The following is a 20,277-nucleotide window of genomic DNA, read 5'->3' on the forward strand; positions in this document are numbered from 1 at the left end:
AACTGTATAAATAACCATGATTCAATGCTATAATTGTAGTTATTTTCAACAAATATAAGCGCCTGCCTCTATATGCAACAGAATCATGCTGAACAAGGTTTTATACTGACACGCCATTGGAGGGATACTCCCTCGGGTATTGAGGTGGAATACTGGCTGGTGACAGATCAGGGGCCACGTCATATAAAAATTCTTCACCAACAAGCTGTTGCTTTTATCTTGCAAGCTAATATGCCGCAGGTAGAAAAAATTCTGGCGCAAGAGCGCAACTACCATCTCCGCCCACTGTCATTGAAAGATTTCAATCGCCAGCCTGTTGCCGCGCTTTATTGCCAGCAATATCGCCAATTACAACGGATTGAGAAAGTGCTACAGCAACAGGAAATTCAAGTTTATGAAGCAGATATCCGTCCACCAGACAGGTTTATGATGGAACGTTTTATCACTGCTCCCATCTGGTTCAGTCAGGCGCCTAATGGTAGCTATCAGATGAAGCCTAACCCGGCTTATCGCCCAACATTGAAATGGGTATCCCTGGATATTGAAACCAGTCGGCATGGAGAACTCTATTCCATTGGATTAGCAGGATGTGATCAGCAAAAAGTATTTATGCTTGGCCCTGCTAACAGTAATGAGCATCCGGTAAATTTTGATTTGGAATATGTAGCAAGTCGTCCGCAAATGCTGGAAAGACTCAACGAGTGGCTGGAAAAATATGACCCTGACGCCATTATTGGCTGGAACCTGATTCAATTCGATCTACGGATTTTACAAAAACATGCTGAGCGCTACGGTGTTCCACTGAAATTTGGACGGGCTGGAGGGTTACTAGAGTGGCGGGAGCACGGCTTTAAACCGGGGCACTTTTTCGCTTCTACAGCCGGTCGGTTGATTATTGATGGTATTGAAGCACTGAAAACCGCTACCTGGAATTTTCCTTCTTTCAGTCTGGAATATGTCTCGCAAGAGCTATTGGGCGAAGGCAAAGCCATTGATACACCCTATCAGCGTATGGATGAGATTGACCGCCGTTTCCAGCAAGATAAGCCCGCACTGGCACAATATAATCTGCAAGACTGTATTCTGGTAAACCAGATTTTCGATAAAACCCACTTAATGAAGTTCCTGTTGGAAAGGGCAACAGTTACCGGTCTCGCCGTAGATCGCAGTGGCGGTTCAGTCACCGCTTTCACCCATCTTTACATGCCAAAAATGCACCGCATCGGTTATGTCGCCCCAAATCCAGGCGGGAAGCCTGAAGATAACAGCCCCGGTGGTTTCGTAATGGATTCTCGCCCCGGCTTGTATGATTCAGTGATAGTGCTGGATTATAAAAGTCTGTATCCCTCGATTATCCGCACTTTTCTTATCGATCCTGTCGGTATGGTGGAAGGTCTGGCACAGCCGGACAGCGAGCATGCGGTTCCCGGTTTTCGCAATGCCTTCTTTTCCCGTACTCAGCATTGTCTGCCTGATATCGTGACGCAAATCTGGCATGAACGTGACGCAGCAAAAAAACAGCATAACGCCCCATTGTCACAAGCATTGAAGATCATCATGAACGCTTTCTACGGCGTTCTTGGGGCGGAGGGCTGTCGTTTCTTCGACCCGCGCCTGACCTCTTCCATTACTATGCGCGGCCACGAAATTATGCTCCAGACCAGAAAGCTGATTGAATCTCAAAACTATCAAGTTATCTACGGTGATACAGATTCTATCTTTATATGGCTGAAACAAGCGCATGAAGAAGAACTGGCTCTCAGTATCGGCAAAGAACTTGCGCGATTCGTTAACCAATGGTGGCAAAAACACCTGCAAGAACATTTTGGGCTTAAAAGCACCCTTGAGTTGGAATTTGAAACTCACTATCGCCGTTTTCTGATGCCAACCATCCGTGGGGCTGAACAAGGCAGTAAGAAACGTTATGCCGGTCTGAGTGGTGACCGCATAGTCTATAAAGGTCTGGAAACAGTACGCACTGACTGGACACCTCTGGCGCAAAATTTCCAGAAGCAACTGTATTCACTGATTTTTCATGAACAGCCTTACCAAGAGTTTATCCGTGGTTATGTTACCAGTACCCTAAAAGGAAAATTTGATGATAAACTAATCTACCGTAAAAGGTTGGGCCGTAAGTTGTCTGACTATCAGCGCAATGTACCACCCCATGTGAGGGCAGCAAGGCTGGCAGATGAATACAATCTGCAACATAACCGGCCCTTGCAGTACCAAAATGGGGGTTGGATAAGCTATGTCATGACACAATCCGGGCCGGAACCACTGGAAAATCTGCATTCATCACCAGACTATGATCACTACATCAATAAGCAACTTCAGCCTATCGCTGATGCTATCCTGCCGTTTTTACAGGATGATTTTATAACTTTACTCACCGGACAGATGGTAATGCCTTTTGGCTGATTACTATTTTTTGCAGGTGACGACCGGCTTTGCTTCCATTAACATATCGCCCCTTTGACGAGTGATAAGGGAATTAACGGGGTGTCTTGCTGTCTGCCCATTATCTCCGTTAGACCAAATAAAAAGCTTTCGTCCTTCACCTATGAATAACATTATCTAACAAAAACTGAGTTAAAATTTATGCCATTTACCCTCGGTCAACGCTGGATCAGCGATACAGAAAGCGAACTTGGATTAGGAACCGTTGTTGCACTGGACGCACGAATGGTCACTTTGCTCTTTCCTGCCAGCGGCGAAAACCGCCTCTATGCACGCAATGATTCTCCTATTACCCGTGTTATGTTTAACTCGGGGGATGTTGTCACCAGCCATGAAGGCTGGCAACTCAAAGTGGATGAAGTCCAACTAGAAAATGGCCTGCTGATTTATACAGGCACACGACTTGATACTCTGGAAGAGAATATCAGTCTGCGCGAAGTGCTCCTTGACAGTAAACTTACCTTCAACAAACCACAGGATCGCCTGTTTGCTGGTCAGATTGACCGTATGGACCGCTTTGCCTTGCGTTTTCGCGCCCGTAAATATCAAAGCGAACAATTTAAACTGGCTGAAAGCGGTTTGCGGGGTATCCGCGCCAGCCTGATCCCTCATCAACTTCATATCGCTAATGAAGTCGGCAAACGCTACGCGCCAAGGGTTCTATTGGCCGATGAAGTCGGTTTAGGTAAAACCATCGAAGCCGGGATGATCATCCACCAGCAATTGCTGGCCGGTCGTGCTGAACGCGTTCTGGTGATTGTACCCGATAGCCTTCAACATCAATGGCTGGTAGAAATGCTACGCCGTTTCAGCCTGCGTTTCGCCCTGTTTGACGATAGCCGCTATACCGAAGCACGACATGACAGTGATAATCCATTTGAAACAGAACAATTGATACTCTGTTCACTGGATTTTGTCCGCCGTAATAAACAGCGTTTTGAACATATGCTTGAAGCTAGCTGGGATCTGATGGTGGTGGATGAAGCTCACCATCTGGCCTGGAGCGAGGATGCTCCTAGCCGTGAATATCAGGTTGTCGAGCAATTAGCTGAACAGATCCCAAGTGTACTGCTATTGACTGCAACACCAGAACAACTAGGGCAAGAAAGCCATTTTGCCCGTCTACGTCTACTTGATCCAAACCGTTTCCACGATTATCAGGCTTTTATCGACGAACAACAAAAATACCGTCCAGTTGCCGATGCTGTCACACTGCTGTTATCCGGTGAACAACTTAATAATAATCAATTAAACCTAATGGGTGAATTGATTAGCGAGCAAGATATTGAGCCTCTGCTGAAAGCCGCCAATAGTAATAGCGATGAAAGTGAAACCGCACGCCGTGAACTGATTTCCATGCTGATGGATCGTCACGGCACCAGCCGTATTCTGTTCCGTAATACCCGTAATGGCGTAAAAGGCTTCCCCCGTCGCGAACTGCACCAGATCAAGTTGCCTCTGCCATCCCAATATCAGACCGCTATTAAAGTCTCCGATATTATGGGTGCTAAAAAATCACTGGAAGCACGCGCATGGGATATGCTCTACCCAGAACAAATTTATCAGGAGTTTGAAGGCGAAAACGCTACCTGGTGGAACTTTGATCCCCGCGTAGAGTGGCTACTTGGTTTTCTGATGGAAAATCGCCATGAAAAAGTGCTGGTAATTTGTGCTAAAGCAACCACCGCTCTGCAATTGGAACAGGTACTACGTGAGCGCGAAGGGATTCGTGGCGCTGTTTTCCATGAAGGGCTATCACTGATTGAACGTGATCGCGCCGCTGCCTATTTTGCTTCCGAAGAAGAAGGAGCTCAGGTATTACTGTGTTCCGAAATTGGCTCAGAAGGCCGCAACTTCCAGTTCGCTAACCAATTAGTGATGTTTGATTTACCATTCAATCCAGATTTACTAGAACAACGTATCGGACGCCTGGATCGTATCGGCCAAAGCCGTGATATCCAGATTAGTGTGCCTTATCTGGAAAATACCGCCCAAGCTGTCCTGATTCGTTGGTATCACGAAGGTTTGGATGCATTCGAGTATACCTGCCCAACCGGTCGTACTATTTATGATCACTATTATGAAACTCTGCTGAACTATCTTGCCAAACCCAATAGCCAGGAAAAATTTGGTGAATTTATTGATCAGTGCCGCCAGCAACATGAGCAACTCAAACAGCAACTGGAGCAAGGCCGTGACCGGCTGCTGGAAATGAACTCCAACGGTGGCGAACATGGTTTGCAACTGGCAGAAAAAATTTCAGAGTATGATAATGATACTGATCTGGTGAACTTCTCACTCAACTTATTTGATATCGTTGGTATTAATCAGGAAGATCGCAATGACAACATGATAGTGCTGACACCATCCGATCATATGCTGGTCCCAGATTTCCCTGGGTTACCCAAAGATGGTTGTACTATCACCTTTAATCGTGAACAGTCCCTGTCTCGTGAAGATGCTCAGTTTATCAGCTGGGAGCACCCAATTATCCGTAATGGATTGGATCTGATCCTTTCCGGCGATACGGGTAGTTGTGCGGTATCCCTTTTGAAAAATAAAGCATTACCTGTTGGAACCCTGCTGGTAGAACTGATCTACGTAGTTGAAGCTCAAGCCCCGAAACACCTGCAATTGACCCGTTTCCTTCCACCAACGCCATTGCGGATACTGATGGACCTGAAAGGCAATAATCTGGCTGGTCAGGTGGAGTTTGAAAGCTTTAACCGCCAACTTAATGCAGTGAATCGTCATACTGCAAGTAAACTGGTCAATGCGGTACAAAAAGAAGTTCACGCTATTTTGCAACAGGCCGAAGGTTTAGTAGAAACTCAAGCTCAATCATTGATTGAACAAGCGAAACAGCAAGCAGATGAAAATCTCACTGCTGAACTTTCCCGTTTGGAAGCATTGAAGGCCGTCAATCCAAATATTCGTGATGATGAATTGGAAGCCATTGAATCCAATCGCCAACAGTTGCTGCTTAACTTAAATCAGGCAGGCTGGCGTCTGGATGCTATTCGCCTTGTTGTCGTTACGCATCAGTAAATATTAGCAATACCCGGAGGCTAAACCGGAATGGGGTAAACTTTACTAAGCACCCCATTCCACGCCTCCCCTAATATTCAGCTACCGGAGCCTCAATGGAAGCTTATAACCCTCCTACCGATCCCTGGTTACATGTGCTTTATCAGGATCAACATATCATCGTAGTCAATAAACCCAGCGGGTTACTCTCTGTTCCCGGTCGGGCAGAAGAACATAAAGACAGCATTATGACGCGGATACAACAACAGTTTCCCACGGCAGAATCTGTTCACCGACTAGATATGGCAACCAGCGGCGTAATGGTAGTTGCATTAACCAAAGACGCAGAGCGTGAATTAAAACGCCAATTCCGTGAACGAGAACCGGAAAAAACCTATATTGCGCGGGTTTGGGGACGTCTGGAACCAAAAACTGGTCTTGTCGATTTACCGCTGATTTGTGACTGGCCGAATCGACCAAAGCAGAAAGTGTGTTTTGAAACCGGGAAATCGGCTCAAACTGAATACGAAGTACTCGCTTACGAAGATGAGGCAACGCGAGTAAAACTCTCACCGATAACCGGTCGTTCACATCAGCTCAGAGTACATATGCTAGCACTTGAACATCCGATTCTGGGAGATCGGTTTTATGCTCACCAGCAGGCAAGAGCAATGGCGCCTCGCCTGCAATTACATGCACAAGAGTTATATATCACACATCCGGCCTATGGAACGCCAATGCATTTTCAGTGTAAAGCCGATTTTTGATTAATAGACAAATACAGTAACCGAATCCAATGAAGCCAATATCAAACATAAGGCCAAGCCACAACAAGCCAAAAGAACACGGATATTTGCCATTTTTTGCCTTCCTCCTAAATTAAAACAAAATAAAACATAAAATATTCTAATATTTTAGAGAAATAAAAAATAAACTCAACAGCCGTAGGGGATGTTATTCCCCTATATATTTAGTGGCATGTTTTTAAAGATAAAAAAATAGCCTATTTAAAACCCTTCTCTTTTTTAATGAGATCATAGGCAGCCTGAATTGATTGGGCCTTTTGTTTAGCAATCTCCATCATTTCCGGTGGTAAACCTTTTGCCACCAGCTTATCCGGATGGTGTTCACTCATCAATCTACGATAGGCACGTTTAATTGTCGTCGCGTCATCCTTTTCACGCACACCTAACACCTTACAAGCGTCCGCAAGTGTTGGCCCCTGTGCGGCCCTCTGATAACCGCCATACTGCCGTTGCCGCCACTCTCCTCCATCACCGAAATTGCGGCCACCTTCCATCATGGCAAGGAATTGTTCAAATTGGTTACGAGAGATCCCAAGTTCATCAGCAATAATAAACAGCACCTTCCTCTCATTCGGATGCAATTGCCCATCAGAAAATGCAGCCTGTAATTGGATCTCCAAAAACATGCGAACTAAGTCAGACCGGCCAAAACAGGCACGACGCAATTGTCTTAGTGTCTCACGCAAAGGAAAATTGGGCTCTTTACCTTCACGAAAAGCCTGCTGTGCTGCTATCCTGGCTTGTCCGTGAAGTTGCATGCGATCCATTAACTGGCTCGCAAGACGAATATCTGTTTCAGTCACCCGCCCTTTTGATTTAGTAATATGCCCCAGCACCTGAAAAGTACTACTGAAAAATAGCAATTGACGAGACTGATTATTTGCAAAAAAACCTTGGTTTCTCCGTGCACTCGCCCTATCAAGCATATGACCAATAAACAGACCAATGACAATACCCCAAAAGCCGGCCCCAGACACAACACCAAAAATCAGCCCAAGCAATTTTCCCCAATAATGCATATACTCCTCAATTCACCAATGCTCTGAGTGTCGTTTTGCATTATCATACTATTCATTCAGCTCCGTGCCTAACGGCAAGATAAGTAAAGGCATGACTTTACACTGGCGCATATTCATCGAGTGCGCTAGTCTCTTGAGGTTTGCCCGGCATAATGCCACTGATGATGGAACCGCATAAATATCTATGAAGAAATGTTATCCAACTTTGCTGGCCACAACGGTATGGGCCGCACTTTATGGTCAGCATGCACATGCTGATCTCGCAGCACAGTGTATGCTGGGTATACCTGTTTATGATCAGCCAATAATTAATGGCGATCTCAATCAACTTCCTATCAATATTCTGGCAGATGATTCACACGCAGATTATCCGCGTTCTGCTAAATTTATCGGTAATGTTAATATTAAACAGGGTAATAAGACCCTAACCGCAGATAAAGTACAACTTGATCAAACAGAAGATGAAGTTCCGTTAAGAACCGTGACTGCAACGGGTAATGTTCATTATGATGACCCTCTGATTATTCTAAAAGGGCCACGTGCCTGGTCTAATTTAAATAATAAAGATACCGATATGTATCAGAGTGATTATCAGATGGTCGGGCGTCAAGGACGCGGCACCGCAGACAAAATGAAACTGCGTGGTGAAAACCGTTATGCCATTCTGGATAATGGTACTTTTACCTCCTGCCTGCCGGGTAATGATAGCTGGAGCGTTGTCGGTTCCGAAGTCATTCTCGATCGCGAAGAAGAAGTGGCCGAAATATGGAATGCCCGTTTCAGAATGGCTAACATTCCAGTATTTTATAGCCCGTATCTTCAATTACCGATCGGTAATAAACGCCGTTCAGGGTTTCTTATTCCTAACGCCAGCTATTCCAAAAAAGCCGGCTTTGAATTTCAGCTGCCTTATTACTGGAATATCGCACCGAATTATGATGCGACGATTACACCGCACTATCTCAGTAAACGTGGTTTAAAACTGGATAATGAATTCCGTTATTTAACCAATGCAGGTACAGGTACCCTTGCTCTTGACTGGCTGAATAACGATGAGCAATATGTCAAAGACAAAAAGACAAACACACGTACCGCCAGAGAGAGTGATAATCGCTGGTTATTCTACTGGAGACACAGTGGTGTGATGGATAGGGTATGGCGTTTTAATATCGACTATACCAAAGTCAGTGATCCTGAATATTTTTCTGATTTCAGCTCTCAGTATGGTTCCACCACCGATGGCTACGCTACGCAAAAATTCAGTCTGGGCTATGCTCAACAGAACTGGAATGCCACGCTATCAACTAAACAATTCCAAATTTTTTCTAAAGATACCAGTAGAAAAGCCTACAGAGCTGAACCACAGTTAGATTTGAACTATTACAAAAACGATCTGGGGCCATTTGACCTGAAAGTCTATGGTCAGGCGGCAAAATTCACCAGTGTAGGTAAAAACAACCCGGAAGCAACCCGCTGGCATCTGGAACCCTCCATTAACCTGCCACTCTCCAATGGCTGGGCCAGTATGAATAATGAAGTTAAGCTGATGGCGACTCACTATCAGCAGGATATTCCTAAGGCTCTTGAGAATGCTGAATATAAAGAATCTGTTAACCGGGTTCTGCCACAGTTCAAAAGCGAAGCCAAAATGGTGTTTGAACGTTCAACATACCTGAACAGCAATTACACCCAAACGCTAGAACCGCAGGTTCAGTATCTGTATGTGCCATACAAAGACCAGGATAATATCAACAACTTCGACTCATCTTTACTACAAACCGACTATACCGGCCTGTTCCGTGACCGCTTTTATGGTGGCCTGGACCGTATTTCATCTGCCAATCAAGTGACTACCGGTCTCACTACCCGCCTTTATGATGAAGGTTTAGTTGAACGTTTTAACCTGTCATTAGGTCAAATCTATTACTTTGAACGTCCACGCACCGGTAAAGAAACCATCATCAACAGTAAAGATAATACAGGTATGATGACCTGGGCAGGTGATACTTACTGGAAAATTAATGATTCCTGGGGCTTGAAAGGTGGCATGCAATACGATACTCGCCTAGGTAGCGTAACGATGGGAAATGCAGTGCTAGAATATCGCCGTGATGAAGACCGACTTGTGCAATTGAACTATCGTTTTGTTGACAGAGATTATATCCAAGCTACAGCTAAGAGCGCTCCGGCTTTCCAGCAAGGGATTTCTCAAGTCGGTCTGGTTACAAGTTGGCCGTTAAGTGAGCGCTGGGGTTTCGTAGGCGCTTACTACTACGATACTAAAGAACAGCAACCGGCAAGTCAGTTAGTGGGTTTGCAGTACAACACTTGTTGCTGGGCAATCAACGTTGGCTATGAACGCAAGATCATTGGTTGGAAAGACAGCGATAGCGAATATGACAACAAATGGTCATTTAACTTTGAACTTCGTGGCTTAAGTAACAATCATAGTTTGGGTAGCCAGAAAATGTTGAAGTCTGGCATCATGCCATACCAACGAGCATTCTGACGCCAAAAACATTTTGATATTAAACACGATAAATCCGCTATTGCGGAACCTACATATGATGGGAAAAGTATGAAGAACTGGAGAACTCTCATTTTCGGATTGATGTTTTCAGTGAGTACTGCCTTCGCTGCACCTCAGCAAATGGATAAAATTGCTGCGGTCGTTAATAACGGAGTGGTACTGGAAAGCGACATCAACAACCGCTTACAATCTGTCAAACTGGATGCGCAACATGCCGGCCAGCAAATACCGGATGAACAAACGCTACGTCATCAGATCCTTGAACGTCTGATTATGGATAACATCCTGTTGCAAATGGCAAAACAGATGGGAATCACCATTCCTGATCAAGCATTGGATTCTACAATTGCCAATATTGCAGCTCAGAACCACATCACTGTGGAACAAATGAAACATCGCATTACTGCTGACGGAATGAGTTTCGATACTTACCGTGATCAAATCCGTAAAGAGATGATGATAGCAGAGGTGCGCAATAATGAAGTTCGCCGTCGTGTCACCATTTTGCCTCAAGAGATCGACGCCTTAGTTAAACAAATTAGCAACCAGAATACTAACGATACAGAACTGAATATCAGCCATATTCTGATCCCATTGCCAGAAAACCCAGATCAGGCGCAAATGGAAAAAGCCATGACGGTAGTGCAGAAAATTATGTCTGAACTTAAACATGGTGTTGATTTCGGTAAATTGGCTATCGCTTACTCTGCTGATCCACAAGCGCTGAAAGGCGGTAATATGGGTTGGAGTCGGCTTGAGGAATTACCAACTCTGTTTGCTGAACAACTGCAATCAGCTCAGAAAGGAGCCGTTGTTGGCCCAATCCGCTCCGGTGTTGGTTTCCATATTCTCAAAGTCAATGATATCCGTGGCGGTAACCCAACCATCGCCGTCACTGAAGTTCACGCCCGCCATATTCTATTGAGAACTTCCCCTGTCATGACCGATGATCAAGCGCGCACCAAGTTGCAGCAAATCGCCAGTGATATTCGCAGCGGAAAAACTGATTTTGCCGATGCCGCAAAAGAGTTTTCAGACGATCCTGGCTCAGCCCTACGTGGTGGTGATCTCGGCTGGACTACCCCTGATATCTATGATCCTGCTTTCCGCGACGCGTTAATGCGCCTGAATAAAGGTGAAATCAGTCAACCTGTTCACTCATCTTTTGGCTGGCATCTAATCCAACTATTGGATACCCGCAAAGTTGATAAAACAGACGCCGCTCAGAAAGATCGCGCTTACCGTATGTTGTTCAACCGTAAATTCACCGAAGAAGCACAAAGCTGGATGCAGGAACAACGCGCCTCAGCTTATGTGAAAATTTTAGATGGCAGCGATGCACAACAATAAACCGATTATTATCAATAAACCAATTGTTATTACCCCCGGCGAGCCTGCCGGGGTTGGACCCGACTTAACGGTTGCTCTCGCTCAACAAAGTTGGCCAATGCAATTGGTCGCTTGCGCAGACCCCAACCTGCTTCTCGACAGAGCCAAACAACTTAATTTACCTTTGCAATTACAAGAATACTCTGCTGACAAAACCCCCGAACCACAAGCTGCCGGGACGTTGACAATATTGCCAGTTCCTCTTCATGCCCCCGCAATCGCCGGCGAATTGAACCAAGAAAACGGCAGATATGTCACCGAAACACTGGCCCGAGCCTGTGACGGCTGTTTAAACGGAGAATTTTCAGCATTAGTCACAGGACCGGTTCATAAAGGGAATATCAACGATGCTGGCGTGCCTTTTATCGGCCATACCGAATTCTTTGCCGATCGCAGTGGATGCCAGCGAGTTGTCATGATGCTTGCAACAGAAGAACTTCGGGTTGCCCTGGCAACGACTCATCTGCCTATTGTTGATGTACCAAAGTCCATCACTTTCGATAGTCTTCGGGAAGTGATTACTATTCTTAACCATGATTTGAAAACAAAGTTTGGCCTGGCGAAACCCTGTATTTATGTTTGCGGTCTGAATCCCCATGCGGGAGAGGGCGGCCATATGGGACGGGAAGAGATTGATGTCATTATTCCTGCATTAGCCAGTCTGAGAGCAGAAGGCATTGTGCTGGAGGGTCCTTTACCGGCAGATACCCTGTTTCAGCCTAAATATCTTCAACATGCAGACGCCGTGCTCTCGATGTATCATGACCAAGGATTACCCGTGTTAAAATACCAAGGTTTTGGCAGAGCAGTGAATATTACATTAGGCCTGCCGTTTATCCGTACTTCGGTCGATCATGGCACAGCACTGGAACTGGCCGGGACAGGTCAAGCTGATGTGGGAAGCTTTATCACCGCATTGAATTTAGCAATTAAAATGATACAAAACAGTAATGAATAACAGAGTCCACCAAGGGCACTTTGCCCGTAAACGCTTCGGGCAAAACTTCTTAACCGATCAATTTGTCATTGATAGTATTGTTGCCGCTATCAATCCACAACCTGGCCAAGCTGTGTTGGAAATTGGCCCCGGTCTTGGTGCATTGACAGAACCGGTCGGCGAGCGCATGGATAAAATGACCGTGGTTGAACTCGACCGCGATTTAGCCGCTCGCCTACAAATTCATCCAAAATTAAAAGATAAACTTACCATTATCCAGCAAGATGCCATGACGGTTAATTTTGGCGAATTGTCTCAACAAAGAGGGGAGCCTCTGCGTGTCTTTGGTAATTTACCTTATAATATTTCCACGCCGTTAATGTTCCACCTTTTTAGTTATACTGATGCTATTGCCGACATGCATTTTATGTTACAAAAAGAGGTGGTGAACCGTCTGGTAGCTGGCCCCGGAAGTAAAACTTTCGGGCGTTTGAGTGTCATGGCCCAATATTATTGTCAGGTTATCCCTGTGCTGGAAGTACCACCAAGCGCGTTTGCTCCCGCACCTAAAGTCGATTCAGCCGTTGTACGTCTGATACCGCACAAAAGCATACCTCACCCCGTCAAAAATATTCGTATGCTGAGCCGGATCACGACTCAAGCTTTCAACCAACGGCGTAAAACCATCCGTAACAGCCTCGGTGATCTTTTTACTGTAGAACAGCTAACAGAACTTGGTATCGATCCAAGTACTCGTGCCGAGAATATTTCTGTTGAGCAGTACTGTAAAATGGCAAACTGGCTATCAGAACAACCTGAAATGCTGTCATAACAGGAGTCAATTATGATTAATACGCCCAGGGTTTCTATTCAGGTACAAAGTGTTTATGTAGAAAGTCAATCGTGTCCCGATCAACGGCGTTTCGTTTTTGCCTATACAATCACTATCCGAAATCTTGGGCGCGAACTGGTTCAATTAATTAATCGTTACTGGCTAATTACTAACAGTGATGGTCATCAAACAGAAGTTCAGGGGGAAGGTGTTGTTGGTGAACAACCCATAATCCAGCCAGGGACCGAATACCGTTACACCAGCGGCGCAATATTGGAAACACCCTTGGGTACTATGGAAGGCCATTATGAAATGGTCGACCACAATGGCGAACCATTCCGCGTTGCCATTCCGGTTTTCCGTCTGGCTATCCCAACGCTGATTAATTGATTATGTCTACATATCTCATTGGCGATATTCACGGCTGTTATCGTGAATTACGAGCTTTATTAACTAAAGTCGATTTTGATCCTAAAAATGATACGTTGTGGTTAACAGGAGATTTAGTTGCCCGCGGCCCAGACTCTCTTAACGTTCTCCGGTATGTTAAACAGCTAGGCTCAGCCGCAAAAGTGGTACTAGGCAATCACGATCTCCATTTATTGGGAGTTTATGCCGGGATCAGCCGTAATAAACCTAAAGATAAAATTGATTCGTTACTGTCTGCGCCAGATGCCGATGAATTAATTAATTGGCTACGCAAACAACCGTTACTACAGTGCGATGATGATCTAAAACTACTCATGACACACGCTGGCATTACGCCTCAATGGGATTTGGAAACAGCCAAAATGTGCGCTAGCGAAGTTGAAACTATGCTCAACAGTAGCAGTTACCCTCTGTTTCTCAATTCCATGTATGGAGATATGCCAAACAATTGGTCACCAGAACTCTCTGGACTGGCGCGTTTACGTTTCAGTACCAATGCATTGACACGCATGCGTTACTGTTTTCCAAATGGTCAATTGGATATATTGTGCAAAGATAAACCCGAAAACGCGCCTGCGCCGCTAAAACCCTGGTTTGAACTGCCACGCCAGATCCCATCAGAGTATGGCATCGTTTTCGGTCACTGGGCATCATTAGAAGGCCAGGGAACACCCGACGGATTTTATGCATTGGATACAGGTTGTTGCTGGGGAGGACAACTGACGATGCTACGTTGGGAAGATAAACAATATTTCACACAATTATCGTTACCGCAGTAAAACAGCAATAAAGCCAGACACGCCGTGAAAAAAGCTCATCGGCGTGTTCTATCAATTAGAGGCGGCGTTGTAAAATCTCAAAACAGTAGCTGTGAGAATTTAATTCATCGGCATCATGGTATTCAGTAAACTCAGAATCCCACTCATCCGGTTCATAGTCAGGAAAATGCGTATCGCCTATCACTTCTGCATCAATGTGTGTCAGGTACATGCGATTCGCTCGTGAAATAAATTGGTCATAAACTTTACCACCACCCATGACCATAACCTCTTCTGCATCACCCGCCACAGCCAGTGCTTCATCAACTGAGCTTACCCAGGTTACACGTTCATCATTACCCGGCTGATTACTCAATACAATATTGAGCCTTCCAGGTAACGGATGACCTATGGATTCATAAGTCACTCTCCCCATAATAACGGGTTTATTCAATGTATTACGTTTAAACCAGGCTAAATCCCCCGGCAGATTCCACGGCATTTTATTCTCCATGCCGATAACCCGATCCATAGCTAAAGCAGCGATCAAGCTGATATTCATTAAGCCACCTTATAGGCAAATAGTATAAAAATTGATGACACTATACGGAAAGGGATGTACCCAGTCGATAGGCTCAACACCTTCTTAAGTACAAAAAATTAATTTATACTTGGTTTATTACTTAAGACATTTATTGATCAAAATAATAACAAAACTAATATTAACTATAGGGTACATTATGCTGGAAACATCACTAGTCGTCATCACTATCTCAACGTTAGGTATGCTCTCTCCCGGTCCTGATTTCTTTCTGGTAGTCAAAAATGCCATACGTTACCAACGTTCTGCCGCCATGATGACAGTTATGGGCTTAATCGCCGCTATCGCTTGCCATATGGTTTACTGTGTCGCCGGGTTGGCGATTGTTATCACCACAACACCGTGGCTATTTAATCTGATGAAATATGCTGGAGCGGCTTATCTTATTTGGATTGGGATCAATAGCTTGTTTTCTCGCGGAGGGAATACTCTCACTCTCGATGCTCAACCACGACAGATCATCACTTTCAAAAAAGCGTTTATGCAGGGGTTTTTATGTAATTTGCTCAATCCCAAAGCAACGTTGTTCTTCCTGGCAATATTTACTCAGTTACTAAATATCAATTCTGGTGTTGGTGAGAAATTGTGGTATGCCTCTATTATCTGGGGACTGGCGGTTATCTATTGGCCACTGTTAGTCATATTAATTCAAAGCGCACCAGTACGCCGCGGATTAGCTAAAACTCAGAAAGTTATTGATAAACTACTAGGTATTGTTTTGATTGGCTTAGGTGTCAAAGTAGCTCTGGGATAACAGACAGTGATTCTTTCTCTTTAATTTTTCAATAAACATAAAAAAGTGCGCTTAACAGAGCGCACCTTTTTATTACTTCAATTAATCAAAATATAGACTAACTTTTAATTGCCGCATGCATTTCCTGTACAGAAATCACCTGCTCAGTTGGATCTGCACTCAGTGCCATTGTTGTCGCAAATCCACCATTTAACGTGGTGTCATAATGCACTTTATATTGCAGTGCACTACGGCGAATAAGTTTGGAATCCTCAATTGCCTGACGACCGGCAGTCGTATTTACAATATAGCTATATTCACCATTTTTGATTCTATCCTGAATATGCGGACGCCCTTCGTGAACTTTGTTCACCAGACGAGGGTTAATCCCCGCTTCACCTAGTACAACCGCAGTACCATGAGTCGCATCCAGTTCAAAACCCTGTTTCAGCAACTTAGCGGCCAAATCCACAACCCGGCCTTTATCACCTTCACGCACTGACAGAAGCGCTCTACCACTTTGTGGCATTTTGGCGCTACACCCCAATAGTGCTTTTGAGAAAGCTTCGGCAAATGTACGCCCAACTCCCATTACTTCTCCGGTTGACCGCATTTCAGGCCCAAGAATCGGATCCACTCCTGGGAATTTGTTGAAAGGCAATACAACCTCTTTCACCGAATAGTATGGAGGAATGATCTCATGAGTTGCGCCTTGCTCAGCCAGAGATTGACCAACCATCACTCGAGCCGCAACTTTCGCTAGTGGTAAACCGGTCGCTTTAGAAACAAATGGCACAGTACGAGCTGCACGCGGGTTAACTTCAATCAGATAAACCTCGTCATTCTTGACGGCAAACTGGACATTCATCAAACCACGTACACCTAATTCAAATGCCAGTTTTTCTACCTGCTGACGCATAACGTCCTGAATTTCCTGACTTAGGGTGTAAGCAGGCAGTGAACAAGCTGAATCGCCGGAATGCACGCCAGCCTGCTCAATATGTTCCATAATGCCGCCGATCAAGACACGCTCACCGTCACAGATAGCGTCAACGTCCACTTCCACTGCATCATCAAGGAAACAATCAAGCAATACCGGGGCATCATTAGAGACACTGACCGCAGTCTGGAAGTAACGACGCAGGTCAATTTCGTCATATACGATTTCCATCGCGCGGCCACCCAAAACATAAGATGGACGAACCACCAACGGATAACCGAGAATGTTTGCCTTCTCAACTGCGCGTTCTATCGTGGTTACTGTGGCATTTTCAGGCTGTTTCAGGCCAAGACGATTTACTGCCTGTTTGAAACGTTCACGATCTTCCGCACGATCAATCGCATCCGGGCTGGTACCAATAATTGGAACACCAGCGATTTCTAGTTCACGAGCCAATTTCAGCGGAGTCTGCCCACCATAATGCACAATCACCCCTTTTGGCTGTTCAACACGTACAATCTCAAGAACATCTTCCAAAGTCACCGGTTCGAAATAGAGACGGTCCGAAGTATCATAATCTGTTGAAACGGTTTCTGGGTTACAGTTCACCATGATGGTTTCATACCCATCTTCACGCAGTGCCAAGGCTGCATGAACACAACAATAGTCGAATTCAATCCCTTGCCCGATACGATTAGGGCCACCACCCAATACCATGATTTTTGGCCTATCACTATTCGGATTAGCCTCACACTCATCTTCATAAGTGGAATACATGTATGCAGTATCAGTCGCAAATTCTGCCGCACAGGTATCAACGCGCTTATAAACCGGATACAGATTATATTTGTGGCGCAGCTTGCGGATTTCTTTTTCGGCCACACCGACCAGTTTTGCCAAACGCGCATCAGCAAAACCTTTGCGTTTCAGATGACGCAGGAAGTCGGCCGTCAAGCTGTTAATGCCCTGCTCTGCCACCTGCTCTTCCAATCGCACCAGTTCTTCAATTTGTACTAAGAACCAGCGATCAATATCAGTCAGGTTAAACACACCATCAACAGACATACCCGCACGGAAAGCATCGGCGATATACCAGATACGTTCAGCACCTGCATCTTTTAATTCGCGACGAATTCTAGTCAGTGCTTCTGGATCATCTAAATTGACTTTCGGATCAAAACCGGTTGCCCCAATTTCCAAACCACGCAATGCTTTTTGCAAAGATTCTTGCTGAGTACGGCCAATCGCCATCACCTCACCAACAGATTTCATCTGGGTTGTCAGACGATCATTAGCGCCAGCAAATTTCTCGAAATTAAAGCGAGGAACTTTAGTGACTACGTAGTCGATAGAAGGTTCAAAGGAAGCTGGCGTGCGACCACCAGTGATATCATTCATCAATTCGTCAAGGGTATAACCCACAGCCAATTTAGCGGCAATTTTAGCAATCGGGAAACCTGTCGCTTTCGAAGCCAACGCAGAAGAGCGGGAAACGCGTGGATTCATTTCGATGATAACTAAACGGCCATTTTTTGGGTTCACCGCAAACTGTACGTTAGATCCCCCAGTTTCTACACCGATTTCACGCAATACCGCCATCGAAGCGTTACGCATGATTTGATACTCTTTATCCGTCAGTGTTTGTGCCGGGGCGACTGTGATGGAATCACCGGTGTGAATCCCCATCGCATCAAAGTTTTCAATGGAGCAGACGATAATGCAGTTATCATTTTTATCCCGCACGACCTCCATTTCATACTCTTTCCAACCAATCAGAGACTCATCAATCAAAAGTTCGTTGGTTGGTGAAAGATCCAGGCCACGCTCACAAATTTCCTCGAATTCTTCACGGTTATAAGCAATACCACCACCGCTTCCTCCCATAGTAAAAGAAGGGCGGATAATACAAGGAAAACCGACTTTATCAGCAACAGCCAGCGCTTCTTCCATTGAATGGGCGATACCAGAACGCGGAGTTTCCAAGCCGATCTTTTTCATTGATATATCGAAACGGCGGCGATCTTCCGCTTTATCAATCGCATCGGCGGTAGCGCCAATCATAGTAACGCCAAACTCTTTCAGAACTCCCTGACGCTCCAATTCTAGCGCACAGTTAAGTGCAGTCTGTCCGCCCATTGTTGGCAGAATCGCATCTGGACGCTCTTTTTCAATAATTTTGCGCACCACTTCCCAGTGGATCGGCTCAATATAAGTGGCATCGGCCATTTCTGGATCAGTCATAATGGTAGCAGGGTTCGAGTTCACCAGAACGACACGATAACCCTCTTCCCGTAACGCCTTACAGGCTTGTGCTCCTGAATAGTCGAATTCACAAGCCTGACCAATAACAATTGGGCCAGCACCCAGAATCAGGATACTTTTAATATCAGTACGTTTTGCCATTTTATTTTCTCCTGATTACTTGGTGTTATGACGATTATTTTTCTGACAATACTGTTCAATTAGGTCAATAAAGTGATCAAATAACGATGCTGTTTCATGTGGACCAGGGCTGGCTTCTGGGTGCCCCTGGAAACTGAATGCGGGTTTATCTGTGCGATGAATCCCTTGCAACGTACCGTCAAACAGAGATTTATGAGTAATGTTCAGATTTGACGGCAGTGATCTTTCATCTACAGCAAAACCGTGGTTTTGGGCAGTAATCATAACAACATTACATTCAAGATCTCTTACCGGATGGTTAGCACCATGATGGCCGAATTTCATTTTCATGGTTTCCGCGCCACTCGCCAATGCCAGCAATTGGTGTCCAAGACAGATACCAAAAATTGGAATCTCTGTCTCAAGCAGGGTTTTAATTGCTTCGATTGCATAGCCACAAGGTGCCGGGTCCCCCGGTCCATTAGATAAGAAAATACCATCTGGATTCAGTTTTAGTACATCTTCAGCCGGTGTCTGGGCAGGAACAACTGTCAAGCGGCAGCCACGATCCACCAACATTCGCAAAATATTTCGTTTTGCACCAAAGTCATAAGCAACAACATGATAAGGCAGATCCTGCTCTTGCTTATCTTCCGGTAATCCCTCCGCCAACGTCCAGCTCCCCTGTAACCACGGATAAATCTGTTTAGTTGTCACCTCTTTTGCTAAATCCATTCCCTCCAGTCCCGGAAACGCTTGCGCTTTTTCCAGTGCAACCTGAGCGTCAATCTGTTTACCTGCTATAATACAACCATTCTGTGATCCCTTTTCTCTTAGCAAACGCGTAAGTTTACGGGTATCGATATCTGCTATCGCAACAATATTATGGCGTTTAAGGTAATCAGAAAGCGTTTCTTCGCAGCGGAAGTTACTGGTCAACAGTGGTAGATCACGAATCACCAGCCCTTGGGCCTGTACTTTTAGTGATTCTTTATCGGCTGAGTTAACACCGACATTACCAATATGGGGATAAGTAAGAGTGACAATTTGGCGGGAATAGGAAGGGTCTGTGAGAATTTCTTGATATCCGGTCATCGAGGTATTGAAAACCACTTCCCCAACTGCCGCCCCTTCCGCACCGATGGCACGACCGTGGAATTGGGTTCCGTCTTCCAGAACCAATATAGCTGACTTAATCAAAACACCCTCCAAAGAATAATTACTCGCAATTAGTGCATATTAATTCAGATCTGTTCCTCAAAATCAATGCCAAAGCTGCTTTTTAGGCAAAATTTTGGCAAATTGCGCGCATTCTAATGATGAGAGGGGGAGTTGTCTACAAAAAATGTTACTTTTCTTATTTTTTTACACATTTCACTGAGTGAATTAATAAAATAAGACTAAAAACAGCAACAAAACTAATTTAGAAAACAG

14 protein-coding genes are annotated in these 20,277 nt (G+C 45.0%); 10 read left to right on the forward strand and 4 right to left on the reverse strand.

Features of this window, described 5'->3' with window-relative positions; translation table 11 throughout:
* The first annotated feature begins 72 nt into the window (after positions 1–72).
* The 3 genes from EAE93_RS13095 to rluA all read left to right on the forward strand — a co-directional run bounded on the left by EAE93_RS13095 (position 73) and on the right by rluA (position 6,254).
* Complete coding sequence (locus tag EAE93_RS13095; protein ID WP_214039838.1) at positions 73–2,421, forward strand: DNA polymerase II; 2,349 nt, start codon at positions 73–75, stop codon at positions 2,419–2,421.
* A gap of 180 nt (positions 2,422–2,601) precedes the next feature.
* Entirely contained in the window at positions 2,602–5,508 is a 2,907-nt protein-coding gene (gene rapA / locus EAE93_RS13100) for an RNA polymerase-associated protein RapA (RefSeq protein WP_110085954.1), read from the forward strand.
* A gap of 95 nt (positions 5,509–5,603) precedes the next feature.
* Entirely contained in the window at positions 5,604–6,254 is a 651-nt protein-coding gene (gene rluA, locus EAE93_RS13105; RefSeq protein ID WP_036812219.1) for a bifunctional tRNA pseudouridine(32) synthase/23S rRNA pseudouridine(746) synthase RluA, read from the forward strand.
* Positions 6,255–6,490: 236 nt separating this feature from the next.
* Here rluA and djlA read toward each other — a convergent pair whose 3' ends face one another.
* Entirely contained in the window at positions 6,491–7,312 is an 822-nt protein-coding gene (djlA, locus tag EAE93_RS13110; RefSeq protein WP_036776975.1) for a co-chaperone DjlA, read from the reverse strand.
* A gap of 184 nt (positions 7,313–7,496) precedes the next feature.
* Here djlA and lptD point away from each other — a divergent pair, with 184 nt between their 5' ends.
* The 6 genes from lptD (at position 7,497) to apaH (ending at position 14,208) form a co-directional block, all read left to right on the forward strand.
* The gene (gene lptD, locus EAE93_RS13115; protein WP_110085955.1) at positions 7,497–9,821 is read left to right on the forward strand and encodes an LPS assembly protein LptD; all 2,325 of its coding nucleotides are present in this window, start codon (positions 7,497–7,499) and stop codon (positions 9,819–9,821) included.
* 69 nt (positions 9,822–9,890) lie between these two features.
* Entirely contained in the window at positions 9,891–11,192 is a 1,302-nt protein-coding gene (gene surA / locus EAE93_RS13120; RefSeq protein ID WP_036812225.1) for a peptidylprolyl isomerase SurA, read from the forward strand.
* Positions 11,170–12,189: a 4-hydroxythreonine-4-phosphate dehydrogenase PdxA gene (gene pdxA, locus EAE93_RS13125; protein WP_040151800.1), complete on the forward strand. Its 1,020-nt coding sequence runs from the start codon at positions 11,170–11,172 to the stop codon at positions 12,187–12,189. Before surA ends, pdxA begins: the two co-directional genes overlap by 23 nt.
* A complete protein-coding gene (gene rsmA, locus EAE93_RS13130) occupies positions 12,182–13,000 on the forward strand; it encodes a 16S rRNA (adenine(1518)-N(6)/adenine(1519)-N(6))-dimethyltransferase RsmA (protein ID WP_214039839.1) in 819 nt (272 codons plus the stop codon). Before pdxA ends, rsmA begins: the two co-directional genes overlap by 8 nt.
* 12 nt (positions 13,001–13,012) lie before the next feature.
* Entirely contained in the window at positions 13,013–13,390 is a 378-nt protein-coding gene (gene apaG, locus EAE93_RS13135) for a Co2+/Mg2+ efflux protein ApaG (protein ID WP_036812231.1), read from the forward strand.
* A 2-nt stretch (positions 13,391–13,392) separates the two neighbouring features.
* Positions 13,393–14,208 carry a bis(5'-nucleosyl)-tetraphosphatase (symmetrical) ApaH gene (apaH, locus tag EAE93_RS13140; RefSeq protein WP_214039840.1) on the forward strand — a complete coding sequence of 272 codons (816 nt, stop codon included), beginning with the start codon at positions 13,393–13,395 and terminating at the stop codon, positions 14,206–14,208.
* A 55-nt stretch (positions 14,209–14,263) separates the two neighbouring features.
* Here the strand turns inward: apaH and folA are convergent, their stop codons facing one another.
* Positions 14,264–14,749, reverse strand: a complete 486-nt coding sequence (gene folA / locus EAE93_RS13145) for a type 3 dihydrofolate reductase (protein ID WP_040151807.1) — start codon at positions 14,747–14,749, stop codon at positions 14,264–14,266.
* 178 nt (positions 14,750–14,927) lie between these two features.
* Here folA and EAE93_RS13150 point away from each other — a divergent pair, with 178 nt between their 5' ends.
* Positions 14,928–15,542, forward strand: coding sequence for a LysE family transporter (locus EAE93_RS13150; protein WP_040151810.1), 615 nt, complete (start codon positions 14,928–14,930; stop codon positions 15,540–15,542).
* Between the two features lie 97 nt (positions 15,543–15,639).
* Here EAE93_RS13150 and carB read toward each other — a convergent pair whose 3' ends face one another.
* Entirely contained in the window at positions 15,640–18,864 is a 3,225-nt protein-coding gene (gene carB / locus EAE93_RS13155; RefSeq protein WP_036812240.1) for a carbamoyl-phosphate synthase large subunit, read from the reverse strand.
* Between the two features lie 15 nt (positions 18,865–18,879).
* Complete coding sequence (gene carA, locus EAE93_RS13160; protein WP_036812242.1) at positions 18,880–20,043, reverse strand: glutamine-hydrolyzing carbamoyl-phosphate synthase small subunit; 1,164 nt, start codon at positions 20,041–20,043, stop codon at positions 18,880–18,882.
* Between the last annotated feature and the right edge of the window lie 234 nt (positions 20,044–20,277).

The sequence above is a fragment of the Photorhabdus akhurstii genome (assembly GCF_018448925.1).
Classification (GTDB): domain Bacteria; phylum Pseudomonadota; class Gammaproteobacteria; order Enterobacterales; family Enterobacteriaceae; genus Photorhabdus; species Photorhabdus akhurstii.